Annotated in this window: 22 protein-coding genes; 6 read left to right on the forward strand and 16 right to left on the reverse strand. The window is 70.4% G+C overall.

Features of this window, described 5'->3' with window-relative positions:
* Positions 1-133: 133 nt before the first annotated feature.
* On the forward strand, positions 134-358 hold the full coding sequence (locus tag KVA01_RS12085; protein WP_068471182.1) for a hypothetical protein: 225 nt from the start codon (positions 134-136) through the stop codon (positions 356-358).
* 49 nt (positions 359-407) lie between these two features.
* Here the strand turns inward: KVA01_RS12085 and KVA01_RS12090 are convergent, their stop codons facing one another.
* Genes KVA01_RS12090 through KVA01_RS12100 form a run of 3 tightly spaced genes read right to left on the reverse strand, consistent with a single transcriptional unit; the run spans position 408 to position 2,256 of the window.
* Positions 408-1,007 (reverse strand): DNA-3-methyladenine glycosylase I, encoded by a 600-nt coding sequence (locus KVA01_RS12090; RefSeq protein WP_068471180.1) that lies wholly within the window; start codon positions 1,005-1,007, stop codon positions 408-410.
* A complete protein-coding gene (locus KVA01_RS12095; RefSeq protein WP_068471178.1) occupies positions 1,004-1,570 on the reverse strand; it encodes a GNAT family N-acetyltransferase in 567 nt (188 codons plus the stop codon). The genes KVA01_RS12090 and KVA01_RS12095 overlap by 4 nt, the downstream gene beginning before the upstream one ends.
* A complete protein-coding gene (locus tag KVA01_RS12100; RefSeq protein WP_233438877.1) occupies positions 1,567-2,256 on the reverse strand; it encodes a hypothetical protein in 690 nt (229 codons plus the stop codon). The genes KVA01_RS12095 and KVA01_RS12100 overlap by 4 nt, the downstream gene beginning before the upstream one ends.
* A gap of 52 nt (positions 2,257-2,308) precedes the next feature.
* Between KVA01_RS12100 and KVA01_RS12105 the strand changes: the two genes are divergently transcribed.
* The gene (locus tag KVA01_RS12105; RefSeq protein WP_141270485.1) at positions 2,309-2,983 is read left to right on the forward strand and encodes an HAD family hydrolase; all 675 of its coding nucleotides are present in this window, start codon (positions 2,309-2,311) and stop codon (positions 2,981-2,983) included.
* A gap of 47 nt (positions 2,984-3,030) precedes the next feature.
* Positions 3,031-3,681 carry an HAD family hydrolase gene (locus KVA01_RS12110; protein ID WP_141270487.1) on the forward strand — a complete coding sequence of 217 codons (651 nt, stop codon included), beginning with the start codon at positions 3,031-3,033 and terminating at the stop codon, positions 3,679-3,681.
* A gap of 226 nt (positions 3,682-3,907) precedes the next feature.
* On the opposite strand, the gene KVA01_RS12115 is transcribed toward KVA01_RS12110, so the two are convergent.
* The 4 genes from KVA01_RS12115 to KVA01_RS12130 form a co-directional block, all read right to left on the reverse strand.
* Positions 3,908-5,461: a DEAD/DEAH box helicase gene (locus KVA01_RS12115; RefSeq protein WP_443093546.1), complete on the reverse strand. Its 1,554-nt coding sequence runs from the start codon at positions 5,459-5,461 to the stop codon at positions 3,908-3,910.
* 367 nt (positions 5,462-5,828) lie between these two features.
* Complete coding sequence (locus KVA01_RS12120; RefSeq protein ID WP_141270491.1) at positions 5,829-6,581, reverse strand: SDR family NAD(P)-dependent oxidoreductase; 753 nt, start codon at positions 6,579-6,581, stop codon at positions 5,829-5,831.
* 262 nt (positions 6,582-6,843) lie between these two features.
* Complete coding sequence (locus KVA01_RS12125) at positions 6,844-7,656, reverse strand: SDR family NAD(P)-dependent oxidoreductase (protein ID WP_141270493.1); 813 nt, start codon at positions 7,654-7,656, stop codon at positions 6,844-6,846.
* Complete coding sequence (locus tag KVA01_RS12130; protein ID WP_068471168.1) at positions 7,653-8,438, reverse strand: type 1 glutamine amidotransferase domain-containing protein; 786 nt, start codon at positions 8,436-8,438, stop codon at positions 7,653-7,655. The genes KVA01_RS12125 and KVA01_RS12130 overlap by 4 nt, the downstream gene beginning before the upstream one ends.
* Positions 8,439-8,645: 207 nt before the next feature.
* Here KVA01_RS12130 and KVA01_RS12135 point away from each other — a divergent pair, with 207 nt between their 5' ends.
* On the forward strand, positions 8,646-9,044 hold the full coding sequence (locus tag KVA01_RS12135; protein WP_141270495.1) for a DoxX family membrane protein: 399 nt from the start codon (positions 8,646-8,648) through the stop codon (positions 9,042-9,044).
* Positions 9,045-9,254: 210 nt separating this feature from the next.
* Positions 9,255-10,799 carry an alanine/glycine:cation symporter family protein gene (locus tag KVA01_RS12140; RefSeq protein WP_141270497.1) on the forward strand — a complete coding sequence of 515 codons (1,545 nt, stop codon included), beginning with the start codon at positions 9,255-9,257 and terminating at the stop codon, positions 10,797-10,799.
* Positions 10,800-10,829: 30 nt separating this feature from the next.
* On the opposite strand, the gene KVA01_RS12145 is transcribed toward KVA01_RS12140, so the two are convergent.
* The 4 genes from KVA01_RS12145 to KVA01_RS12160 all read right to left on the reverse strand — a co-directional run bounded on the left by KVA01_RS12145 (position 10,830) and on the right by KVA01_RS12160 (position 16,294).
* Positions 10,830-11,699: a D-hexose-6-phosphate mutarotase gene (locus tag KVA01_RS12145; protein ID WP_068471162.1), complete on the reverse strand. Its 870-nt coding sequence runs from the start codon at positions 11,697-11,699 to the stop codon at positions 10,830-10,832.
* A gap of 61 nt (positions 11,700-11,760) precedes the next feature.
* Positions 11,761-13,221: an amino acid permease gene (locus KVA01_RS12150; protein WP_068471160.1), complete on the reverse strand. Its 1,461-nt coding sequence runs from the start codon at positions 13,219-13,221 to the stop codon at positions 11,761-11,763.
* A 168-nt stretch (positions 13,222-13,389) separates the two neighbouring features.
* A complete protein-coding gene (locus tag KVA01_RS12155) occupies positions 13,390-14,856 on the reverse strand; it encodes an alanine/glycine:cation symporter family protein (protein ID WP_068471158.1) in 1,467 nt (488 codons plus the stop codon).
* A gap of 157 nt (positions 14,857-15,013) precedes the next feature.
* Positions 15,014-16,294: a multidrug effflux MFS transporter gene (locus KVA01_RS12160; protein ID WP_068471156.1), complete on the reverse strand. Its 1,281-nt coding sequence runs from the start codon at positions 16,292-16,294 to the stop codon at positions 15,014-15,016.
* 211 nt (positions 16,295-16,505) lie between these two features.
* Between KVA01_RS12160 and trmB the strand changes: the two genes are divergently transcribed.
* On the forward strand, positions 16,506-17,330 hold the full coding sequence (gene trmB / locus KVA01_RS12165; RefSeq protein WP_068469290.1) for a tRNA (guanosine(46)-N7)-methyltransferase TrmB: 825 nt from the start codon (positions 16,506-16,508) through the stop codon (positions 17,328-17,330).
* Here the strand turns inward: trmB and KVA01_RS12170 are convergent.
* From KVA01_RS12170 to dnaK, 5 genes are all read right to left on the reverse strand, one after another.
* Positions 17,315-19,300, reverse strand: coding sequence for a BCCT family transporter (locus KVA01_RS12170; RefSeq protein WP_170221165.1), 1,986 nt, complete (start codon positions 19,298-19,300; stop codon positions 17,315-17,317). The two genes, trmB and KVA01_RS12170, sit on opposite strands and share 16 nt — an antisense overlap.
* 174 nt (positions 19,301-19,474) lie before the next feature.
* Positions 19,475-20,044, reverse strand: coding sequence for a heat shock protein transcriptional repressor HspR (locus tag KVA01_RS12175; RefSeq protein WP_141270499.1), 570 nt, complete (start codon positions 20,042-20,044; stop codon positions 19,475-19,477).
* 1 nt (position 20,045) lies between these two features.
* Positions 20,046-21,077 carry a DnaJ C-terminal domain-containing protein gene (locus tag KVA01_RS12180; RefSeq protein ID WP_068469286.1) on the reverse strand — a complete coding sequence of 344 codons (1,032 nt, stop codon included), beginning with the start codon at positions 21,075-21,077 and terminating at the stop codon, positions 20,046-20,048.
* 83 nt (positions 21,078-21,160) lie between these two features.
* Positions 21,161-21,805 (reverse strand): nucleotide exchange factor GrpE, encoded by a 645-nt coding sequence (locus tag KVA01_RS12185; protein WP_082810336.1) that lies wholly within the window; start codon positions 21,803-21,805, stop codon positions 21,161-21,163.
* A gap of 2 nt (positions 21,806-21,807) precedes the next feature.
* Positions 21,808-23,670 carry a molecular chaperone DnaK gene (dnaK, locus tag KVA01_RS12190; RefSeq protein WP_068469282.1) on the reverse strand — a complete coding sequence of 621 codons (1,863 nt, stop codon included), beginning with the start codon at positions 23,668-23,670 and terminating at the stop codon, positions 21,808-21,810.
* Between the last annotated feature and the right edge of the window lie 99 nt (positions 23,671-23,769).

The raw sequence follows: 23,769 nt of genomic DNA on the forward strand, positions 1-23,769 counted from the left end.
CTATTCCGCTCAACCTGCTTTGTGAAGCCCTCCGCGCCGGAATTTTGGGGGAATTCGGGGGTGGACAGGCTATGATTAGTGCCCTAATCGTCGGGGTGAGACCACCCCGTCCGTCCCGTGAAAAGGATCTCCCATGTCCCGCCGCCGCGACCCCGACCGCCCGCGCCACAGCCTCTTCAAGCGCTTCGACGACTTCGTCATGAAGTTCGTGGGCCCCGCGGACCGCAGTTCCCTGGACCTGCGGGGCAACGAGCGGATGAGCGCGGAGACCCAGCGGTGGTACGACGACCTGCAGTCCGAGTACGAGATGGTCAAGGACGCCAACGGCCAGAGCTACCTGAGGCGCCGGGAGGGCTGAACCCGCGGTGACGACGGCGCCCTCCCGGGCGCCGCGGCGTCGTCGTCCCCTACGCCCACACTCCCGAGCTGCCGCGGCGGTGGCTGCCCACCAGGTGCGTGTCCACCACGCCGATCGCCTCCATGAGCGCGTACATGGTAGTGGGCCCCACGAAGGCGAAGCCGCGCCGCTTCAGCTCCCGGGACAGCGCCGTGCTCTCCGCCGAGACCGTGGGCACCTCCGCGAACCGGACCGGCCGCGGCGTCTGCTCCGGCTGGAAGGACCACACGAGGTCCACGAGCCCCTCCTGCTCGCGCAGCGCCACCGTGGCCCGTGCATTGGTCAGGGTGGCACGGATCTTGCGCTCGTTGCGGATGATCCGGGCGTCCTGCATCAGCCGTCGCACGTCCTCCTCGCCCATCATGGCCACGGCATCCGGGTCGAAGTCGTGGAAGACCTCACGGAACGCGGGGCGCTTGGCGAGCACCGTGCGCCACGAGAGCCCGGACTGGAAACCCTCCAGCACTATCCGCTCGAACAGTCCGGCCTCGTCCCGCACGGGCATGCCCCACTCGCGGTCGTAGTACGCGCGCAGCAGCGGGTCTGCGGCGGCCCACACGGGACGGGCCAGACCGTCCTCGCCGACCACCAGGTCAGGGTTCTCGCTCACGGTGTCGCTTTCCTTCCCGGGGCACCCGCGCCGGATGCGGGAGCGCGCAGTTCGTACAGTTCGCACTCCGTGTCGTAGTACGCGCGGGAGAGGCCCAGGTGACGCATGCCCAGCCTCCGGCACACCGCTTGCGACGCCGCGTTGGCGGGCCAGGTCACCGCGACCACGCGCCCCAGCCCCGCGCCGAACGCGTGCTCCAGGACCGCTCGCGCCGCCTCCGTGGCGTAGCCGTGCCCCCACGCGTCCGGGTGGAAGTGCCACCCGATCTCCACGTCGTGTGCGGTGTCCGCACCGGAGTCCGGGATGGGCTTGAGCAGCAGCGTGCCCACGGGCGAGCCGTCCGGTCCGCAGACCGCCCACACGCCGTGCAGCGGGTGCCCTCGGTACGCCTCGGCCCACCCGCCGATCTTCTGCGCGGCGGCCGCGAGCGTGCTCACCCGGGCGGTGCCGTCCCCCAGGTACCGCTGCACCGCCTCCCGGGAGTACAGGTCCCGCACGAACGGGGCGTCCGCGGCGGTGTAGGCGCGCAGCACCAGCCGCGCCGAGCGCAGGGGAACGGTCACGGCCGAGATCCCGACGCCGCGTCGACGCCCGGCTGCCCCGCGTCTCGGGTGCCAGGGCCCGCGGTCCTGGCCGCCGGGTCTTCCGTGACCACCCCGCGACCTGCCGGGTTCACGGGGGCCGACGCCGCGGGGTCGTCGTCCCCTGCCCGTTCACGCTCCAGACGGTCGAGGCGCTCGTCCTCCGTGAGGGGGTCTCCGCGCAGCCGTCGAGCGGTGACGCGCAGCTCCGTGACCGCGAGCAGCACGAGGGCCACCGCGAGTGCGACCGTGAGCACGCCGAAGATGTTGACGAACCCGTACCCCAGCTCCACGAACTCGGCGCCGGCCACGTGGGTGAACACGGAGCGCATGCCCTCCGGGGTGGCGTCCGGGAGGAAGAAGCCGAAGCACGCGGTGATGACCCAGGCCGCCACGGCGGTGGCCATGGTCCGGCGGCTCACGGCGTGGGCGGGGTAGCTGAGGCTGTCCCGACGGAACAGGGCAGCGGCGACCACGTGCAGCGCGAGCACCGGCAGCGCCACCGCCAGGGCCCAGACGGGGGTCAGGGAGCCGAGCAGACCCACGAGTCCGCGCCCGAACGCCACCCACAGGGCCAGCAGGGCGGCGACCGCCACCATGACCGCCGGGAAGCCGCGGGCGAGCCACGAACCGGGTCTCGCGGGGAGGAACGGGGCCGGGGAGCTCATGCGCCCATGATAGGTCCCGTGAGGTGTCGGATCCCGGACGTAGCCTGGTGCCATGAGCACCTCGGACTACCCCCGCGCCGTCCTCTTCGACCACGACGGCACCCTCGTGGACACCGAACCGCTGTGGGAGCTGGGCAAGCGCCGCATCACCGCGGCCCACGGCGGGGAGTGGACCGCGCAGGACACGCAGGAGACCCTGGGCAGGCCCATCTCCTTCACCGTGCAGCGCCTGGGAGAGCTGGGCGTGCCGGGGACGCAGGAAGAGATCTTCCGGGAGTTCCACGGCGTGCTGCGCGACGTCCTCGCCGAGAACCCGCCCACGTTCATCCCCGGTGTCGTGCCCCTGCTGGAGGAGCTGAACCGCGCGGGGATCCCCGCCGCGATCGTCACCAACGCCACCTCGGAAGTCGCCCGGTACACCGCGGGGCTCGCCCCGGACAACCTGTTCCGGGTGATCATCGGGGACGAGGAGGTCGCCGCGGGCGTGACACCCAAGCCGGACCCGGACGCCTACCTCGAGGCCGCCCGTCGCCTCGGGGTGGCCCCGCAGGACTGCGTGGTCGTGGAGGACTCCCCGTCCGGTGCCGCCGCCGGAGTGGCCGCAGGAATGGTCACCGTGGTGGTCCCGGGCGAGCAGGAGGTGGCGCCCGGTCCGGGGATCGTGCACGTCCCGGAGCACGCCTCGCTCACGCTGGACCTGCTCCGCTCGCTCGATCCCCGGGGCTGAAACGCTCCACCCTCTCCTGACAGAACGACCACTCCCGAAAGGTGGCCATGACCTACCCCCGAGCCGTCCTCTTCGACCACGACGGCACCCTGGTCAACACGGAGCCCCAGTGGGCCGTGGCCAAGCGCAAGGTGGCGCAGAGCTACCACCAGACGTGGAGCGTGGAGGACGACCACGCCACCCTGGGCGGCACCGTCCAGGACGCCGCCCGGCGGATCGTGGAACGCGGCGCCCCGGACTCCGTGGACGAGATCACCCGCCGGCTCGCCGAGCACGTCATCGAGGCCACGGGCCACGAGGTGCCGTTCCTGCCCGGCGTCCAGTCCCTGCTGCGCGAGCTCGCTGACGCCGGGATCCCGGCGGCGATCGTGACGAACGCGCTCACGTCCGTCGCCCGCACCACGGCCGCCGGCGCCCCGGACGTCCTCACGCACATCGTCTCGCACGACGACGTCACCCACCCCAAGCCCGACCCCGAGCCGTACCTCACGGGTGCGCGTCTGCTCGACGTGGCACCGCGCGACTGCGTGGCGGTCGAGGACTCGGAGCCCGGTGTGCGTAGCGCGGTGGCCGCGGGCATGACCGTGGTGGTCGTGCCCGGGGACAAGCCCGTGCCCGAGGGCCCGCACCGCGTGTTCGTGGCCGCGCACGAGGACGTCACGCTGGACTTCCTGCGCTCCCTTTCCCCGCCGGAGTGACCCGGCCCGGACCGTGCTCCGTGCTCTCGGTTGGCTGGCCGTCGTGGGGCCCGTCTTTCCCCGGTGCCCTCCGGGGTCAGGGCTGATCGGCCCGCGCAGAGCTGCCCTCCGGCGACGGCCACGAGCGGCCCCGGAGACGACGAACCCCCGGTCTGCCTGGACCGGGGGTTCGTCGTGCCACGGGCACGGGCGACCACGCGGGTCGCCTCGTGCGCCGTGAGCGGGATCAGCGGGTGGTCTGTCCCGAACGGTTGTTCTGACGACGCCGCTGCGCCGCCGCCGTGGCGCGGTCCGGCACCTGGCCGGCCGCGCGGCCGTCACGGCCCGAGCCGCCGCGAGCGGGGCGCGAGGAGGACGTGCGTGCGGGGCCCGAGCCGGCGGCGTCGCCACCGCGGCCCTTGCGCGGGGACGAGGAGCGCCCGCCACCGGAGTTGTCGGGCCCGGAACTCTTGGCCGCGGAGCCGGAACGGCCGCCGCGGCCCTGGCCCTGCCGCTGCCCGGAGCCCTGGCCACCGCGCTTGGCGGAACCGCGGCCAGAGCCGCCACGACGCCCGCCGGAACGACCACCGGAGGCGTTGCCGCCCCCTCCGCCCTGGGTGACCGTCGGAGCAGCCTGGGGTGCCACGCGCTCGGCGCGCTCCCCCACGAGCTCCTTGACGACGTCAGAGGTCGGGGTGACCTCGTCCACCTGCGGGGTCACGCCGGCCTTCTTCATGAGCTTGTTGACGTCCGAGCGCTCCTCCGTGGTGGCGATCGTGACGACTGCCCCGGAGGCACCGGCGCGGGCCGTGCGGCCCGAACGGTGCAGGTAGGACTTGTGCTCGGCGGGCGGGTCGATGTGGACCACGAGCTCGACGTCGTCCACGTGCACGCCGCGCGCGGCGACGTCCGTGGCCACGAGCACCCGCACGTCCCCGTCCGAGAACGCGGCGAGGTTGCGGTCGCGCGCGCCCTGGGAGAGGTTGCCCTGCAGGTCCACGGCGGGGATGCCGGCCTGACTGAGCTTCTTGGCCATCTTCTTGGCACGGTACTTGGTGCGCGTGAACATCATGCGGCGCCCGGTGCCGGACGCGAGCGTCTCGATCAGGGCCTGCTTGTCGTCCGCGTGCGTGACCAGGACCTGGTGGTCCATGGTGGTCACCGCGGCCTGGGCGTTGTCCGCCGAGTGCAGCACCGGGTCCTTGAGGAACTTCTTGACGAGCACGTCCACGCCGTTGTCCAGGGTTGCGGAGAACAGCAGCCGCTGCGAGCCCTTGGGGGTCTTGGCGAGGATGCGGGTGACCACGGGCAGGAAGCCCATGTCGGCCATGTGGTCCGCCTCGTCCAGCACGGTCACGCGGATGTCGTCGAGGCTCAGCAGACCCTGCTTCATGAGGTCCTCGAGGCGGCCCGGGCAGGCCACGACGATGTCCACGCCGTCCGCGAGCGCCTTCTCCTGGCGCTTCTGGGAGACACCGCCGAAGATCACGGTGGTGTTCAGCCCGGCAGCCTTGGCCAGCGGGGCCACGGTGCGGTCGATCTGGGTGGCGAGCTCACGGGTCGGGGCGAGCACCAGGCCGGTGGGCCGGTGGGCCCGGCGCGGAGCCCGCGAGGTTCCGGGGGCCATGCCGGCCAGCCGGGCCACGAGCGGCAGCGCGAACGCGACCGTCTTGCCGGAGCCCGTGCGGCCACGGCCGAGCACGTCGCGCCCGGCCAGGGAGTCGGGGAGGGTCTTCTCTTGGATGGGGAAAGCTTCCGTGATGCCCACGCGGGCGAGGTCAGCGGAAAGCGCCTCGGGCACACCGAGGTCTTCGAAAGAATGAGACAAAGAAAGAACGTCTTTCAGGATTGGTCCGCGCGAAACGATTCCGCGCGCACGCGCCTCGCAAGGGGCGCGAACTGCGCGCCTCGGACCGGCGCGCTTCGACCCCGCAATATGTACGGGGGAACTGAACCAGTCTACACGCCCCGTCAACGGGGGCGGCCACGGGTCCCGTGGGATCGGGGCCGCGGGCCACCACCGGAGGTTCACCACCCGCGCCCGCCGCCGGGCGCACGGCACGACCACCACGCCGTCGTCCGCCCCGGGATCACGGCGCCGGGTAGGCGACGCGACCACAACGCCGTCGTCACCCCGAAACCGCACCACCGGCCGACGCCACGGGACGTCACACCGCCGTGTAGCCGCCGTCCACCAGGTGGTACCCGCCGGTCATAAACGAGGCCGCGTCCGAGAGCAGGAACGCGACGAGCTGCGCGACCTCCTGTGCGGTGCCCAGGCGCCCCATGGGGTGCTTGGCGATCAGCCCCGCGAGGACCTGCGGCGGCACGTTGCCGAGCAGCGGGGTGTCGATGTAGGCCGGGCCCACCGCGTTCACGCGGATCCCGCGCTGCGCGTAGTCCACACCGGTCTGCTTGGTGAGGCCCATCAGGCCGTGCTTCGCGGCGGTGTAGGCGCTGTTGCCGAGCGTGGTGGCCACGGTGGAATGGATGGAACCCACGTTCACGATCGCGCCGCCGCCGTGCTGCTCGATCACGGGCAGCTGGGCGTGCATCCCGTAGGCCACGCCGTTGAGGTCCACGGCCACCGTGCGTTCCCACGCCTCCATGTCCGTCTCCCCGAGGGCCTCCATCTGACCGCCCACACCCGCGTTGTTGACCGCGTAGTGCAGCCCGCCGTAGGTCTGCACCGCGAAGTCCACGGCGGCGACGGCGTCCACCCTGCTCGCGACGTCCTGGCGGATTCCGGCGGCGTCCCCACCCGCGGCCATGATCGCCTGCACCACGTTGTCGATGCCGGTCGGGTCGATGTCCGTGACCACCACCTTCGCACCCAGGCGCGCGAGGTGCTTGGCGACCGCCTCGCCGATCCCGGAGGCCGCTCCGGTGACGAGTGCTACTCGGGACGTGAACTCTGACATGACAACTCCTGGGCGTCGCGCGGGGCAAGGTCACCCCCAGTCTTGCTCGTGACGCAGCTCACTTCCAGCACTCGCGGGAATGAGTCGGCAGGGCCCCGAACCCGGTGGTCGGGACCCCGCCGTGACGACGACGCCGCGCGGCCAGGATGCCGCGCGGCGTCGTCGCGTGGTTCGTGGGGCGAGCACCCCGCTCCACGAACTGAGGGAGGCCTCGCCGCCGCGCGCCGTCGTGAGGACGCGCGGACGGAACCCGGCGGCGTCGTCAGCCCGCGTGACCCGAGCGCGAGGGCCTGCTGTCCTTCGCGAACCGCCGCGCCTTGGCTGTCTCGGGCAGCACCCTGTTGAGCAGTGCGGCCCGCCGGGTCGCACGGTTGCCGCCGATCACGTGGTCCTTGCCCGCGAAGAGTGCGTCCACACCCTGACGGGCAACCTCCGCGGGGTCGTTCTTCCACTCGTTGGAGCCGAAGACCGTGTTGTCCATCCCGGCGGTGTGGTGGAAGTCCGTGGCTGTGGCCCCCGGCAGTAGGGCGGTGACGGAGACGCCGTACTCCTTCATCTCCTCGCGCAGCCCCTGGGCGAACGCGTAGGTGAACGCGCGCGTGGGCCCGTAGATGGACTCGTAGGGAGTAGGCGTGAGAGCGGAGAGGGACGCCGTGATCAGGATCCGCCCGGCGCGCTGGCTGGCCATGGTGCGCACCACCCGTTTGGCGAGCCGGATCTGTCCGGTGATGTTGAGCTCCAGCAGCTCCAGCTCGTCCTCGAGGTCCGTGTCCACGAAGGAGCCACCCAGACTCTTGCCCGCGTTGAGCACCGCCACGTCCAGGTGCCGGTCGAGCGACTCGAAGCTCTCCCACACCTGGGCCACGCCCTCCGCGGTGCGCAGGTCCGCGCGCACGGGAACCACGGTGCCCACCGGGGCGTCGTCGTCCGCGGCCTCCCGCAGCTTCTCCTCGAGGGAGCCGATCCGTCCGCTGGCCCCGACGCCCAGGATGTCGTACCCGCGGGCGCTGAGCTGCGCCGCGATCTCGAACCCGATCCCGGAGGACGCCCCCGTGACGAGGGCCAGCGGCCTCACTGCTCCTCGTCCTCGTCCTCGGCGGCCTTCTGGGCGTCGTGCTCGGCCCGCAGCTCCTGCGCGGCCTGTTCCTCCTGCGCCTTCTGCTCGCGCAGCACCTCCGTGAGCAGCTTGGTCATCTCCTTGGCGACCCCGGCGGCGGACTGCGGGTTCTGTCCGGTGACGAGCCGCTCGTCCACCTGGACGTTCTCCTCCCAGTTCTCCGCGGTCTTCACCGTGGCGCCCTGCTCCTCGAGCCTGTCCTGCAGCAGGTACGGCACCGTGTCCTTCCGGCCCACGGCCTCCTCCTCCGCGTTGGTGAACGCGGCGACCCTGCGCCCGGACAGCAGGCGCACACCGTTGTCGAGCTCCACGTCCACCAGCCCGGACGGGCCGTGACACACGGCACCGACCACGCCGCCGGCGTCGTACACCGCGGCCACCAGCTTTTGCAGATCCGCGTTGCCCGTGAAGTCCCACATGGTGCCGTGCCCGCCCACCAGGTACACGGCGTCGTACTGCGCCGGGTCCACCACACCGATCCGGGGCGTGTTGTAGAGCGACGCCTTCACGGTCTCGTCCTGCGCGAACTCCACCTGCACCGGGTCCTCCTGCTGGACCTCGTCCTGCGGCGGCTGCCCACCCTCGACGGACGCGAAGTCCACGAAGTACCCGGCGTCCCGGAAGACCTTCCACGGGTGGGACGCCTCGGCCACGTTGTACCCGGTGGGCTCACCGGTGTCCCCGAGCGTGTCCCGGCTCGTGAGCACCAGCAGGATCTTCTTCATGGTGGTGATGTCCATGGGGTTCCCCTCTCGACCAGGCGCGCGGTGCGCGCGACGTGCCCCCACACTAGGCAGGGTGCCGCGCAACCCGCGCGTGGCGTTCGCTGACGGCATGCCGTGCCGCGGGCGGGCGGAAAACACCCCGCTGTTAGCATGAGCATCGATCCCGGACGGGGTCCCGGGCGCCCGCCCGAGCCTCGCCCCCCGTCGACGAAAGGCTCACCCATGCGTCTGTCCAACGCCATCCTCCGCGGCATCCCCGGTGCCTACCTGCTCCAGTCCGGCTACGGCAAACTCGGCATGCCCGCCGACGCCGCCGAGCACCTCAAGCAGTTCGCCGCCACCGGCGTGCCCCAGTTCGCGGAGTGGGACTCCAAGACCTTCGCCACGTTCATTGCGGGCAGCGAGCTGGCCGTGGGTGCCGCCCTGGTCACCCCGTTCGTCTCCACGCGCCTTGCCGGCGCCGGGCTGCTCGCGTTCAGCGCCGGTCTGCTCACCATTTACTTCCGCAACCCGGAGATGACCCAGGAGGACGGCATCCGCCCCACCGAGCAGGGCATCCAGCTCTCCAAGGACTTCTTCCTGGCCGCCATCGGCGCGGGCCTGATGGTCCAGAAGAAGTAGGGCCGTTCGCACCTCGCGCACCTCGGCGCCGCAGTGGTCTCCTCTGCGGCGCCGAGGTCTGTCCGGGGGGCGCCACGGCCGACGACGACGCCCGGCGCCGGGCAGCGGCGTCGGCGCCCCTCGCCGACGCCGTGCGCTAGGTTGGTCAGCACCCCCGTCCGCACACCACCTCAGCGCCCCACCTCAGGCCTCACGGAAAGTCCCCACCCCATGGACGCCCTGCAGAACATCCTGGACACCGTCCGCAATGTCGTCTGGGGGCCCTGGCTGCTGCTGCCCCTGCTCTTCGGCACCGGTTTGTTCCTCACCATCCGGTTGCGAGGCATCCAGTTCCGGCTGTTCACCAAGGCCATGAGCCTGGGCTTCGGCCGCCGTTCCCGGGGCACCGGAGAGAAGGGGGACATCTCCTCCTTCGCGGCGATGTCCACGGCACTGGCTGCCACGGTGGGCACGGGCAACATCGTGGGGGTGGCCGCGGCCATCTCCGTGGGAGGCCCGGGCGCCTTGTTCTGGACGTGGATCACCGCGCTCGTGGGCATGGCGTCCAAGTACGCGGAGTGCTTCCTGGGGGTCCGTTTCCGCACGCGGGACACCGCCGGACGGCTCACCGGCGGACCGCAGGTCTACCTTGCACGCGGGATCCCCAACAAGTTCGGGCGGGCGCTGTCCGTGGTGTTCGCGGTGTGCTGCGTGGTCGCCACGTTCGGGATCGGCAACATGACCCAGGGCAACGCGATCGCCTCCAACCTGGCCCACAGCTTCAACGTGCCGCCCCTGCTCACCGCGGTGGTCCTGGCCGTGGGAACGGGCATCGCGCTGCTGGGCGGCATCCAGTCCATCGCCAAGGTCACTACGTACCTCGTGCCCCTGATGATCGTGCTGTACATCGGCTCGGGGCTCTACATCATCGGCGTGAACTACGAGGGCATCCCCGAGGCCCTGCGGCTGGTCTTCACCGGGGCGTTCACCCCCATGGGCGCCACCGGCGGGTTCGTGGGCTCCACCGTGCTGATGGCCGTGCAGATGGGCGCCGCACGCTCCCTGTTCTCCAACGAGTCCGGCATGGGCACGGCGTCCATCGCGGCGTCGATCGCCCAGACGAGCCACCCCGTGCGGCAGGGCCTGGTGTCCATGACCCAGACCTTCGTGGACACGATCGTGGTCATCTCGATCACGGGCTTCGTGATCCTCTCCACCGGCGTGTGGAGCGGCACGGACACCGCCACCATGACCTCGGTGGCCTTCGCCACGGGGCTGCCCGGCACGTGGGGTGGCAGCATCGTGACCATCTGCCTGGTGCTGCTCGGCTACTCCACCGTGCTCGGCTGGGCGTACTACGGCGAGCGCAACGTCGAGCGCCTGGCCGGGGCCCGCGCGGCGGTCGTCTACCGGGTGGTCTTCTCGCTCGCCGCGGGACTGGGCGCGCTGGCTCCGCTCACCCTCGTGTGGACGTTCTCGGACATCATGAACGGGTTCATGGCCGTCCCCAACCTGATCGGCCTGGTGGTGCTCTCCGGGCTCGTGGTGCGGGAGACGAAGCTGTACCTCGAGCACGACCCGAAGTTCAACGCCACCACCGCCGAGGTGGACGCCTTCATGGGCACCCACCCCGGTGCGCTGGACGCGCAGATCGACCACGAGGTGGACCTCACCTCGCCCACGCCGGCGCTCTCGGAGACCGGTTCCGCGCCGCAGGCGTCGTCCCAGCCGCCATCGGACGACGACGCCGCGGCCGCGCCTCCCGCGCGCCCCTGACAGTTCTCCGCTGGCCGGGGCCTGCCGGGATCAGGCCCCGGCGGCGTCGTCCCCGCTCAGGTCCTCGACCTCGATCTGCTGGGCGATCGTGTGGGACTCCCCGGCGGCCAGGCGCACGGGTGAGCCCATGACGTTGCCGGCCTCGACGCACAGCATCTCGCGCCACTCGTGGTCCGCGAAGTCGGACATGCCCACGGCCTTGTCCTCCCACGGGTTCCACACCACGGTGCTGTCCGAGCCCTCCTTGGAGATCACGAGGGTGCGCCCGAGCGCGGGATCGGAGACCCGCACCTCGCCGCGGTGGGCGAAGACGGCGTCGGTCTCGCCGGTGATCTCGAGATCGCCCACCTGGGTGCGCTGCTCCTTGGTGACCTTGTTGTGGAAGGACACACCGTCCAGGCCGCGCACTCGCACCCGGGTGACGTCCCCCACCGAGAGGTAGGTGTGCAGGGCCTCCTCGTAGTCGAAGGTCTCCTGCCCCGTGTTGGTCACGGTCAGCTTCAGGCGCAGCGCGCTGCCGACGCTCATGCGCAGCTGCGCGGCGAACTCGTGGGGGAAGGACTCCCGCAGCTCCTCGGGGACGTCCTCCGGGGCCAGCGCGAAGCTCGCGAAGGCATTGCCATCGGCGTCCTCGCCCTCCTCCTCGAGCCGCCACCCGGTGATCCGGGCGAAGCCGTGCGCGGGCGTCATGTCCCCGGTGCGGCCGGGGCCGAACCACGGGAAGCACACGGGCACGCCGCCGCGGATGGCGCGGCCCGTCTCGGTGGACGCCCGGGAAGATACCCACAGGACGGGCTCACCGCCCTCGGGGGTCCAGGACATCGCGTGGGCACCGTAGCTCAGCACGGATCCGGTGCCGTGGGCGCCGGTCAGGGTCAGGGGTTCGGGCAGTCGTGTCATGACCCCAGCTTAGGCATGGTGGCCCGGGTCACGCCGGGAACCCCGCAGTCCCGGGTGCGGCTCAGCCCTCCGAGTGCTCGCGCTCCACGGGCCGTTCCATCTCCTTCTTGAACCACGCGAACGCCTGGCGGTGGGACTCGGTGCGGCGCACGAAGAACCACGCCACGCCCAGCAGCAGCAACCACACGGGCAGCGCCACCAGGCTCGCCGCGGTCTCCGGCTCCCGGCTCAGCGCCCACACCACGAACGCGAAGAACAGCAGCACGGCCACGCACGCCACGACGCCGCCCGGCATCTTGTACTCCGAGGCCCGGTGCCGCTCGGGGAACTTCTTGCGGTAGCGCATGTAGGAGACCAGGATCATGGACCACACGAACATGAACAGCAGCGAGGCGACCGAGGTGATCAGGGTGAACGCCTCGATGATCGAGTCCCCGGCGTAGAGCACCGGGATGGTCAGCAGCAGCACCAGCGCGGTGACGTAGAGCGCCCGCACGGGCACACCCACCTTGTTCAGCCCGGTGAAGAACCGCGGTGCGCTGCCCTCCGCCGAGAGCCCGAACAGCATGCGGGACGTGGAGAACACCCCGGAGTTCGAGGAGGACATCGCGGAGGTCAGCACCACGAAGTTCACCACGGACGCGGCCCCCGTGAGACCGGCGAGGGCGAACATGGCCACGAACGGGGACTGCTCCGGGTCGATCGAGCGCCACGGGGTGACCACCAGGATCGCGAGCAGGGAGCCCACGTAGAAGATCAGGATGCGCACGGGCACGGAGTTGATCGCGCGCGGCAGGGTCTTGCGGGGGTCCCGGGCCTCCGCCGCGGTGGTGCCCACCAACTCCACGCCCACGAACGCGAAGACCGCGATCTGGAAGCCGGCGACCACGCCCATGGCGCCGTGCGGGAACCAGCCGCCGTCGTTCCACAGGTTGGCAATCTGGGCCACGTTGCCGTCCGGGGACGTGAAGTGTGTGATGGCCATGACCGCACCCGTGGCGATCAGCGCCAGGATGGCCACGATCTTGATCAGCGCGAACCAGAACTCCATCTCGCCGAAGTTCTTCACGCTCACCGCGTTGAGCAGGAACACGACCGCGAGCACCACCACGGTGGGCAGCCACAGCGGGACCGAGGGCCACCAGAACTGCATGTACCCGGTGATGGCCACGAGCTCCGCGATGGCCGTGACGATCCAGCAGAACCAGTAGGACCAGCCCACGAAGAACCCGGCCCACGGGCCGATCAGATCCGCCGCGAAGTCCGCGAACGTCTTGTAGTGCAGGTTCGAGAGCAGCAGCTCCCCCATGGCCCGCATCATGAAGTACAGGAAGAAGCCGATCACCATGTAGACGAAGACCACGGAGGGCCCCGCCAGGGAGATGGTGCGCCCGGAGCCCATGAACAGCCCGGTGCCGATGGCACCACCGATCGCGATCAGCTGGATGTGCCGGTTGCTCAGACCCCGCGGGGGTCCGGAGTGGGCGTGGGGCGGGGTCGCGGCGGTGGAGCTGTTGGTCATGAGCCCTGAGGTTACACCCGACACCCCCTCACGGGTGGCGTGGCACACAGTGGCGCGGCCCCTCCTTTCCGGGGACCGGCGAGGAGGGGCCGCGCCACGGGGCCGACGCCGCGCACGAGGTGCCGGGAGCGGGCGGAGGTGGGTGCGGCGTCGTCGCCGCCACCGGAGTCAGCGCACGCGCGAGGTGCGGTCCTCCCCCGGCATCACGTAGCTGTCGATCGCCCCGGGGTGGCCCTCCATGAATCCGTCCACCTGGAGCTTGCCGGCCCGCAGCTGGGGGTCGTTGCGCAGGTAGTGCTTGGTCTCCCGCGCCACGAGACCGGAGAGGATGAGCAGGCCCAGCAGGTTGGGAATGGCCATTAGCCCGTTCATCAGGTCCGCGAAGGACCACACGATCGCCAGCGGCACGCTGCAGCCCACGAACACGATCAGCGAGAAGAACACGCGGTAGGGCATCACGGCGCGGCGGCCGAAGAGCCGCTCCATGCAGCGCTCGCCGTAGTAGGCCCAGCCCAGGATCGTGGAGTACGCGAAGAGCACGAGGCCCAGGGTCACGATCAGGTGACCCCAGCTGCCGGGCAGGCCGTGGCTGAAGGCGTCCCCGGTCATGGTGGCCGCGAAGTCCTTGCCCTGCTCCCACACGCCGGTGGTCACGAGCACGAGGCCCGTGCAGGTCACCACGATGATCGTGTCGATGAAGGTCTGGGTCATGGAGACCAGGCCCTGACGCACCGGGTGGGTGGTCTGCGCCGCGGCCGCCGCGATGGCCGCGGAGCCCATGCCGGACTCGTTGGAGAAGATGCCGCGGGCCACGCCCATCTGCACCACGATCATGATCGCGGAGCCCGCGAAGCCTCCCACGGCGGACTGGCCGGTGAACGCGGTGGCGAAGATGGTGCCGAAGGCGGCGGGCACGGACTGGATGTTCACGATCAGGATGAACAGCGCACCCAGCACGTAGAAGACGATCATCACGGGCACGAGACCCGCGGTGACCTTGCCGATGGACTTGATGCCGCCCACGAGCACCAGCAGCGTGAGCACGGCGAGCACCGCGCCGGTGAGCCACACGGGCACGCCGAAGGAGGCGTCCAGGTTCGCGGAGATCGAGTTGCCCTGGGTCATGTTCCCGATCCCGAAGGACGCGAGCACCGCCGCGACCGCGAAGAACAGGGAGAGGAACTTGCCGAAGCCGTTGGGGATGCCGCGGAACAGGTAGTACTGCGGACCGCCGGAGATCTCGCCCTTGGCGTCCCGGGTGCGGAAGCGCACGCCCAGGAACGCCTCCGAGTACTTGGACGCCATGCCCAGGATGCCGGTGACCCACATCCAGAACAGCGCACCCGGCCCGCCGATGGACAGCGCGGTGGCCACGCCCACGATGTTGCCGGTGCCCACGGTGGCCGCGAGCGCGGTGGTCAGCGCCTGGAACTGGGAGACGTCACCGCCCGGGGCGTCCTTGTCCGCGCGCTCGAACAGCGCGAGGCGCAGGGCCGGGACCAGCCTGGTGATCTGCAGCCCGGAGAGCCGGATGGTCAGGTAGATCCCGGTGCCCAGCAGCAGCGGGATCAGCAGGAACGGCCCCCAGACGAAGCCGTCGACGGTGTCGAGAAAGGTTTGCAGCGCATCGATCATGGAGGTGTTCCTCGGTCGTGGTGGGGGCAGGAATGCGGGATGGCCCTGGGAAGAACCTCACCGTTTCCGGAAAGTGAACCACATCATGAACTGGTTGCGGCAACGGCGCGCTGCGTGACGTGCGGAACGGGAGCCGCGACGGATGAGACGGAAGGCCTCAGGCGGCGTCGTCGTGCCCGTCCGGGGAAGTGTCCACAGAGGCGTTCGCGGACGCGTTCGCGAGGCGCACCAGTGCCAGGGCCACCACGGAGCACACCGCCATGCACACGACCATGGGCACGGCGCTCCCCTCGCCCGCCAGGCCGGTGAGCGGTGTGACGATCCCCGCCATCACGAACTGCCCCATGCCGATCAGGGCCGAGCCCATCCCGGAGAGGTTCTTGCGCTGCGCCTGCCGCTGGGCCAGGGCCACGGCGTTGCCCAGCACGAAGCCCATGCACGCCTGCGCCAGGAAGATCAGCACGAGGGTGACCACGCCCTGCACGCCGAGCAGCACGAGCACCACGTCGAGCACTGAGAACACCGCGAGGCCGGCCACGCCCAGCAGCAGCAGCGCCTGTGGAGAGCGGGTGGCCACCAGCTTGGTGTTGACCACGCCGGTGGCGATCGAGCCGCACGCGTTGAGCGCGAAGATCACCGAGTACGCGAGGGCGCTGTAGCCCAGCACGTTCTGGATCACGAACGAGGACGCGGAGATGTAGGAGAACAGGGCACCGAACGCGAACGCGAAGCTCAGCGCGTAGCGGCGGAACGTGCGGTCGGAGAGCACCTCACCGGCGTTGCGCATGATGCGCCCGAACCCACCCTTCGAGCGGGCCTCGCGCGGCAGCGTCTCCGGGATCACGAACACCGTGCACGCGAGCATCACGGCTCCGAAGACCGTGAGCACCCAGAACACCACGCGCCAGTCCGCGACCGTGGCGATCACGCCGCCGGCCAGCGGGGCGACCACCGGCGCCAGGGACGTGATGAGCGAGAGCACCGAGTACAGCTGCGCGGCGCGGTGGCCCCGGGCGATGTCCGAGACCATGGCGCGTGCGATCACGACCCCCGCCGCACCGGCCACCCCCTGCAGGAAGCGCAGCGCGAGCACCACGCGGATGTCCGGGGTGAAGATCACGGCCACGGAGCTCACCAGGAACAGGGCCGTGCCCGCGACCATCAGACGGTGGCGCCCCAGCACGTCCGAGAGCGGCCCGAGCAGGAACTGCCCGATGGCCATGCCCACCATGTACGCGGTCAGGGTCAGCTGCACCATGCTCGCCGAGGCCCCGAACCACGGCGCCATCTCCGGCATGGACGCGAGGTACATGTCCGTGGCCATGGGGCTCACCGCGGAGAGGACCCCCAACGCGCCCACGAACACCGCCCAGTCCAGCCGTGGGCTCAGCCCCAGCCTGCTGCGGACCCGATCAGGCGGTTCGTGGTGCTGGGACATGCGGCATCTCCTGGGCGCCGGGCGGCGCGGCATCGTGGTGGGGTCACCCCATCGTAGTCGGGGCGGACGACGACGCCGCGGGCCGGGGTGGGTGGGCGACGCCGCCCGGGCGCCGCGGGTGGGGTGAGCCCACGGCGTGTGGCTCGGGCGCGACAGCACGGGAGCTGCGGACCCGGGCGCGAGGCGTCGCGTCCGCCTAGGATGTTCCTCGATGGAATCCAGCGACAGCACCCCACAGCACTCCCCCTCCGAGCAGCCCGCCGAGAACACCGACGCCGCGGGCGGCGCCCCCTCCGGCGTCGCCTTCCCCCGCCAGCCGTACTCGTTCGTGCGCCGCGGGGACCGGCTGTCCCCCAAGCGCCAGAAGGCGTGGGAGCGGCACGCGGGCGAGTGGGTCCTGGACATCCCCCGCGTGATGACGGACACCTCCGTGGACCCGTCCTACCGGCTGGACCGCGAGGCGGTCTTCGGCCGGGTCGCGCCGCTCGTGGTGGAGATCGGCTCCGGGCTGGGCGAGGCCATCGTGGCCCACGCCGCGGCGCACCCGGAGCTGGACCACCTGGCCGTGGAGGTCTACAAGCCCGGCGTGGCAGACCTGCTGATGAAGGCCGCGCAGGCCGGTGTGACCAACGTGCGCGTGGCGCAGGCGAACGCGCCGGAGGTCCTGGAGCACATGCTCGAACCGGGATCGGTGCACGAGCTGTGGGTGTTCTTCCCGGACCCGTGGCACAAGACCCGCCACCACAAGCGCCGGCTGGTCTCCCCCGCCTTCGCCGAGCTCGCCGCGCGCGTGCTGGAGCCGGGCGGGGTCTGGCACCTGGCCACGGACTGGCAGGAGTACGCCGTGGTGATGCGCGAGGTGCTCGACGCCGCGGACGCGGACTTCGAGAACCTCCACCCCGGCCCCGTCGCGGACGACGAGCACCCGGACGTCGGCTGGGCCCCCCGCTGGGAGCGCCGCGTGCTCACGAGCTTCGAGCGCAAGGCCACCGAGGCCGGGAGGGTCCCGCGGGACCTGGCCTACCGGCGCCGCTGAGGCCGGCTCCTCTCCGGTGCGGGGCCCCGGCGTTGCGGCGCCCCGGCGTCGTCCCCGGCGGCTGGTCCCGACTCGCCCTCTGCCGCCTCAGCGGTGGCCCCAAGCTGCTCCGAGGACGGCGCCGTGAACTCGCCCGTCTCGTAGTCGTAGTCCACGGGGTTGCCGTCCTCGTCCGTGCGCTGGTACCAGTCGGTGACCTCCGGCGCGGCGGAGTCGAAGTCCGCGCCCGTGGCCCACTTGCTGTCCGGGGCGTGCTCCACGGCGAACGTGAAGTCGTCCCCGTACTCGTCGATCCCGTGGCGCACGGACTTGTCCACGGCCCACCGCGAGTACTGCTCGCGGATGACCATGGGGTCGCTGCGCAGGTCCTTGTGCAGGGCCACGGCCATGGCGAACATGATGAGCGTGAACGGCAGGGCCGTGATGGTGATGAGGTTCTGCAGCCCGGACAGCGCGTTCTGCCCGCCGATCAGCAGCATCACCACGGCGGCCCCGGCCATGCACAGCCCCCAGAACACGGTCACGCGGCGCTTGGGGTTGGGGTTGCCGCGCTGGGACATCTGCAAGGTCACCACCGAGGCGGAGTCCGCCGTGGTCACGAAGAAGATCGCGAGCATGACCACCACGACACCCGCCATGATCCCGGAGCCGGGCAGCCCGTCCAGCACGGTGAAGAAGATCTCCTCCGGCTTGGGCAGCGAGCCCACGGTGTTGTCCGGGGCGATCGCACGGGACTGCAGCTGCTGCCAGATCGCGGTCCCGCCCAGCACGGTGAACGCCATGACCACGATGGTCGAGGGGATGAACAGCACCCCCAGGATGAACTGGCGGATGGTGCGCCCGCGGGAGATCTTGGCCACGAAGATGCCCACGAAGGGCGCCCAGGAGACCCACCACGCCCAGTAGAACGTGGTCCAGGTGGAGAGGAACTTCTGCATCTCGGGCCCGTCGGACATCGAGGCCGAAAGCATGTCCGGCAGCTCGGCGAAGTAGGTGACGATCACCGAGGGCACGAAGTTGAGCAGGAACGCCGTGGGCCCCAGCACGAAGAAGAACAGCGCGAGCCCCACGGCCAGCACCATGTTGATGTTCGACAGCCAGCGGATGCAGCGCGCGACCCCGGAGACCGCTGAGGCGATGAAACCGGCGGTGAGCACGGAGATGATGATCAGCGCCCCGGCGTTGCCGGTGGGTCCCATGCCCGTGAAGATCTCCACGCCGCGGGCGATCTGCAGCGCACCGAGCCCGAGTGCTGCGGCCGTGCCGAACAGCGTGGCCAGGATCGCGAGGATGTCGATGACCCGCCCCACCAGGTTGTCGGTGCGGCCCTGGCGGAAGAACGGGGCGAACACGGAGCTCATCAGCGGCACGCGACCGCGCCGGTAGGAGGTGTAGGCCACCGCCACACCCACGAGCCCGTAGATGGCCCACGCGTTGAGCCCCCAGTGCAGGGCGGCCTGCGCGGAGGCCTTCTTCATGGCGTCCATCGTGCCAGGATCCGCGGAGCCCGGGCGCGGCGAGAGGGAGTACGTCATGGGCTCGAACGGGCCGAAGAAGATGATGCCGATCCCGATACCCGCGGCGAAGAGCATCGCCGCCCAGGACGCGGTCGAGTAGGCGGGGGTGTCCCCGTCGAGCCCCAGGGGGATCCGGCCGTAGCGCGAGAACGCGAGGTAGAGCAGGTAGACCAGCAGCCCGATGGCGAGCAGGTTGAACGCCCACCCCATGTTCAGCATGGTCCAGTTCAGGGCCGCCCCGGAGACCGCCGTGAGGAAGTCGGTGTCCACGACCCCCCACACGATGAAACCGATGATCAGGCCACCGGCCACGCCCACCACGAGCTTGTCCACGCCGTAGCGGACCAGCTGGTCCTCCACGGAGACGCCCGGCACCACGGCCGGGTGGATGTTGTGGGGGTAGTTGATCTCGGAGAGGAAGGACTTGGCGCCGCGCACACCGCGCCGCGCCACCGGCGTTCCGGGCGTCTTCTCCGGGTGGGATCCGCCGGACGGCGTCCCTGCGCTTGGTGGGGTTCTGACACGGACAGCTCCTGGGGGACGGTGACGGTGACCTCCCCACACTATGTCCCCGGACGACGACGAGCCCCGCACCACCCGGGGTGGTGCGGGGCTCGTGGCCGGAACTCAGCTGCGGGTGCCGGTGCAGCGTCGGCCGCGCCGTCGGTTCTCCGAGGCTCCGGTGTGCTGCCCGTCCTGCTCCTGGGCGTCACCGGGTTTCGCCGGGCGGTAGAGCATCAGCGCCTGGGAGACCTTGCGGGGCGAGCGGTGCGAGCCGCGCGCCACCCGCATCACGCCCCCGCCAGAGCCGGCGGTGAAGACCATGTCCCGCTCGCGCCGGGCCTGCCGCTCGCCCTCGAGCTCCTCGGAGAGCTCCGTGACACGGGACTGCAGGGCCTGCACCTGGTTCGCGAGCTCCTCGGAGAGCTCCGTGACACGGGACTGCAGGGCCTCCACCTGGTTCTCGAGCTGGATGATCCGCTTGATCCCCTCGAGGGACACGCCCTCCTCGGAGAGCTCCTGGATCTGGCGCAGCTTCTGGATGTCCAGCTCGGAGTAGCGCCGGGCCCGCCCGGAGGCCCGCGAGGGCGTCACGAGCCCCAACCGGTCGTACTGGCGCAGGGTCTGGGGGTGCATGTCCGCGAGCTCGGCCGCCACCGAGATCACGAACCCGGGCTTCGTGAAGTCCTCCGCCATCTCAGACGGCCGCCTGCGCACCCAGGTCCGCACGCGGGTCGAAGTCCTCCGTGGCGGCGGCGAAGTCCTCGAGTGCCTGCCGTGCGGCGTCGTTGATCGCGGCGGGCAGCACGATCTGCACGGTGACGATCATGTTCCCGGTGCTGGACCCGGACGTGAAGCCCTTGCCCTTGACGCGCATCCGGCGCCCCGAGGAGGTGCCGGCGGGAATCTTCACGTTCACGTGGCCCCCGTCCAAGGTGGGGACCTGGACGGTCGCGCCGAGACCCGCCTCCGGTACGGAGACCGGAACGGTGACGTGCACGTCCAGGCCCTCGCGGGTGAAGAACGGGTGCTCCTTGACCTTGACGGTCACGAAGAGGTCCCCGTTGCCGCCCGGGCCGGTGTGGCCCTTGCCCGCGATCTTCAGCCGCTGACCGTCCTTGACACCCTTGGGCACGCGCACCGTGGTGGTCTGGCCGTTGCCTCGGCGCAGCTTCACCGTGGTGCCGTTGTACGCCGAGCGCAGCGGGATGGTGGTGGTCGTGTGGATGTCCTCGCCCTTGGCGGGAGGGGCCTGGTAGCCGCTGAAGCCACCCTGAGCGCCGAACCCGGACTGGCCGCCGAAGCCGCCGCCCTGGCCCCCGCCGAACTGGGCGAAGAGGTCCTCGAACCCTCCGCCGCCTCCGCTGTAGGTCGTGTAGCGCCGGCGGCCACCGCCGCCACCGCCGTTGAACAGGTCTCCGAAGATGTCCTCGAAGCCCCCGCCCGCGGAGCCACCCGCGCCACCGGGACCGCCCGCGGTGAAGCGGGCCCCCGAACCCATGGCCCGGATCGCGTCGTACTGCTCACGCTCCTCGGGGTCCGAGAGCACCGAGTTCGCCTCGGTGATGTCCTTGAACCGTTTCTCCGCAGCCGCATCCCCGGGGTTCTGGTCCGGGTGGTACTTGCGGGCCAGCTTGCGGTACGCCTTCTTGACGTCAGCTTGGGATGCGTCCTTGGAGACGCCCAGGACGCTGTAGAAGTCCTTGTCAATCCAGTCCTGACTGGCCATGACGCCTCCTTTCTCTTCGATGTGCTGTGATACGGCTCGGGGCGGGTCCCGTCATGTGGACCCGCCCCGAGTTCATGGTGTCGCTACGGCTGCGTCGCCACGGCCACCTGGGCCGCTCGGACGACCTTGTTGCCCACCTTGAAGCCCGAGCGCAGCACCATGGACACATGATCCGGTGCCACGTCCTGGGTGGGCTGCTGCAGAACGGCCTCGTGGATGTTCGGGTCGAACACCTCACCCACCTCGCCGATCCGCGTGAGCCCCTTCTTGGTGAGGGCCTCCTCGAGCTTCGCGGCGATCGCCGCGAACGGGCCCTCCCCGAGGTCCCCCGCCTTGCGGGAGGCGTCGACGTCGTCGAGGACCGGCAGCAGCGCGGCAACCATCTCGCCGGACACGAAGTCCCGCAACTGGTCCTTCTCACGCACGGTGCGGTTCCTGAAGTTCACGAACTCCGCCTGCAGCCGGCGGAGCTCCTCCAACCGCTCGTCCGCGAGCTTCTGCGCCTCGGAGCCCTGGGCCTCCGATCCGCCCGCCGGGGCGGCGTCGCCCTGGAGCGACGCCGCGTCCGCGGCCCCGGCGTCCTGGGACTGGGGGGTGTCGAGGATGTCGTCCACGGTCAGACCCTCCTGTCCCTGTGCGCCGTCGGCCTGCTGGGCGTGCTCAGCCGAGTGGTCCGGGTCCTGCGGCACGGACTGGCCGTTGCCCGTCGGGTTCTCGGAATCGCTCATGCTCACTTCTTCCCGTCGTTGTCGTCGTCCACGACCTCGGCGTCGACGATGTCGTCGTCCTCCTTGGCCTGGGCGCCCTCGGCACCGGCCCCGGCACCCGCGGCCCCCTCGGCCTGGGACTGGGCGTACAGGGCCTCGCCGATCTTGGTCTGCGAGGACTGCAGCTTCTCGAACGCGGTCTTCACGGCATCGTCGTCATCGCCCTCGAGCGCGGCCTTGACGGCGTCCACGTCCGCCTGGACCTCGGACTTGACGCCCTCGGGGATGGCGCCCTCGTCGTCCTTGATCAGCTTCTCCACCGAGTACGCGGTCTGCTCCGCGTTGTTGCGGCGGTCCGCGGCCTCACGGCGCTGCTTGTCGGCGTCCGCGTTGGCCTCGGCATCCTTGACCATGCGGTCGATGTCCTCCTGGGACAGCGAGGTGCCGCCCGTGATGGTCATCGACTGCTCCTTGCCGGTGCCCTTGTCCTTGGCGGACACGTGCACGATGCCGTTGGCGTCGATGTCGAAGGTGACCTCGATCTGCGGCACGCCGCGCGGGGCCGGCGCGATGCCGGTCAGCTCGAACGTGCCCAGGTTCTTGTTGTCCCGGGTGAACTCGCGCTCACCCTGGAAGACCTGGATGGACACGGAGGGCTGGTTGTCCTCGGCGGTGGTGAAGGTCTCGGAGCGCTTGGTGGGAATGGCCGTGTTGCGCTCAATGAGCTTGGTCATCACCCCACCCTTGGTCTCGATGCCCAGCGACAGCGGGGTCACGTCGATCAGCAGCACGTCCTTGCGGTCGCCCATGAGCACGCCAGCCTGGATGGCGGCACCCACGGCCACGACCTCGTCCGGGTTCACACCCTTGTTCGGGGCCTTGCCGGCCATCTCGGTGACCTTCTCCACCACGGCGGGCATGCGGGTGGAACCACCCACGAGCACCACGTGGTTGATGTCGGAGACCTTGATTCCGGCCTCGGCAATGACATCCTTAAAGGGCTTCTCCGTGCGGGCGAGCAGGTCCTTGGTGAGGTCCTCGAACTTGGCGCGGGACAGCTTCTCGTCCAGGTGCACCGGGCCCTCGGGGGTCACGGACAGGTACTGCAGGGAGATGGTGGTGGAGGTCGCGGAGGACAGCTCCTTCTTGGCCTGCTCGGCCGCCTCCTTCAGGCGCTGCAGGGCGATCTTGTCCTTGGACAGGTCCGCACCGGTCTTGGACTTCACCTGCTCCAGCAGCCAGTCCACGATCCGCTGGTCCCAGTCGTCGCCGCCGAGGTGGTTGTCACCGGCGGTGGCGCGGACCTGGATGGTGGAGAAGTCGTCCTCGTCCTTGCCGACTTCCAGCAGGGAGACGTCGAACGTGCCGCCACCGAGGTCGAAGACCAGGATGAGCTCGTCCTCCTTGCCCTTCTCCAGACCGTAGGCCAGGGCCGCTGCGGTGGGCTCGTTGATGATGCGCAGCACGTTCATGCCAGCGATCTCACCGGCCTCCTTGGTGGCCTGGCGCTGGGCGTCGTTGAAGTACGCGGGGACGGTGATCACGGCGTCCGTGACCGTGTCGCCCAGGTAGGACTCGGCATCCACCTTGAGCTTCATGAGAATGCGGGCGGAGATCTCCTGCGGGGTGTACTTCTTGCCGTCGATCTCGATGGTCCAGTCGGTGCCCATGTGGCGCTTCACGGAGGCCACGGTGCGGTCCACGTTGGTCACGGCCTGGCGCTTGGCCACCTCGCCCACGAGGGTCTCGCCGTCCTTGGAGAAGGCGACAACGGACGGGGTGGTGCGGTTGCCCTCGGCGTTCGGGATGACGACGGGCTCGCCGCCCTCCAGAGCTGCTACCACGGAGTTGGTGGTGCCGAGGTCGATTCCTACTGCGCGAGACATAGTCGATCCTTTCGTTGATGCCATGCGGTTCGCGCGATGACCGGGATCCCCGCGTCGCTCGAACCGTGAAGACTTGAGCTTTCGTGACTCAAGTTTACA

The sequence above is a fragment of the Kocuria varians genome (genome assembly GCF_006539885.1).
In the GTDB taxonomy this organism is placed as follows: domain Bacteria; phylum Actinomycetota; class Actinomycetes; order Actinomycetales; family Micrococcaceae; genus Kocuria; species Kocuria varians.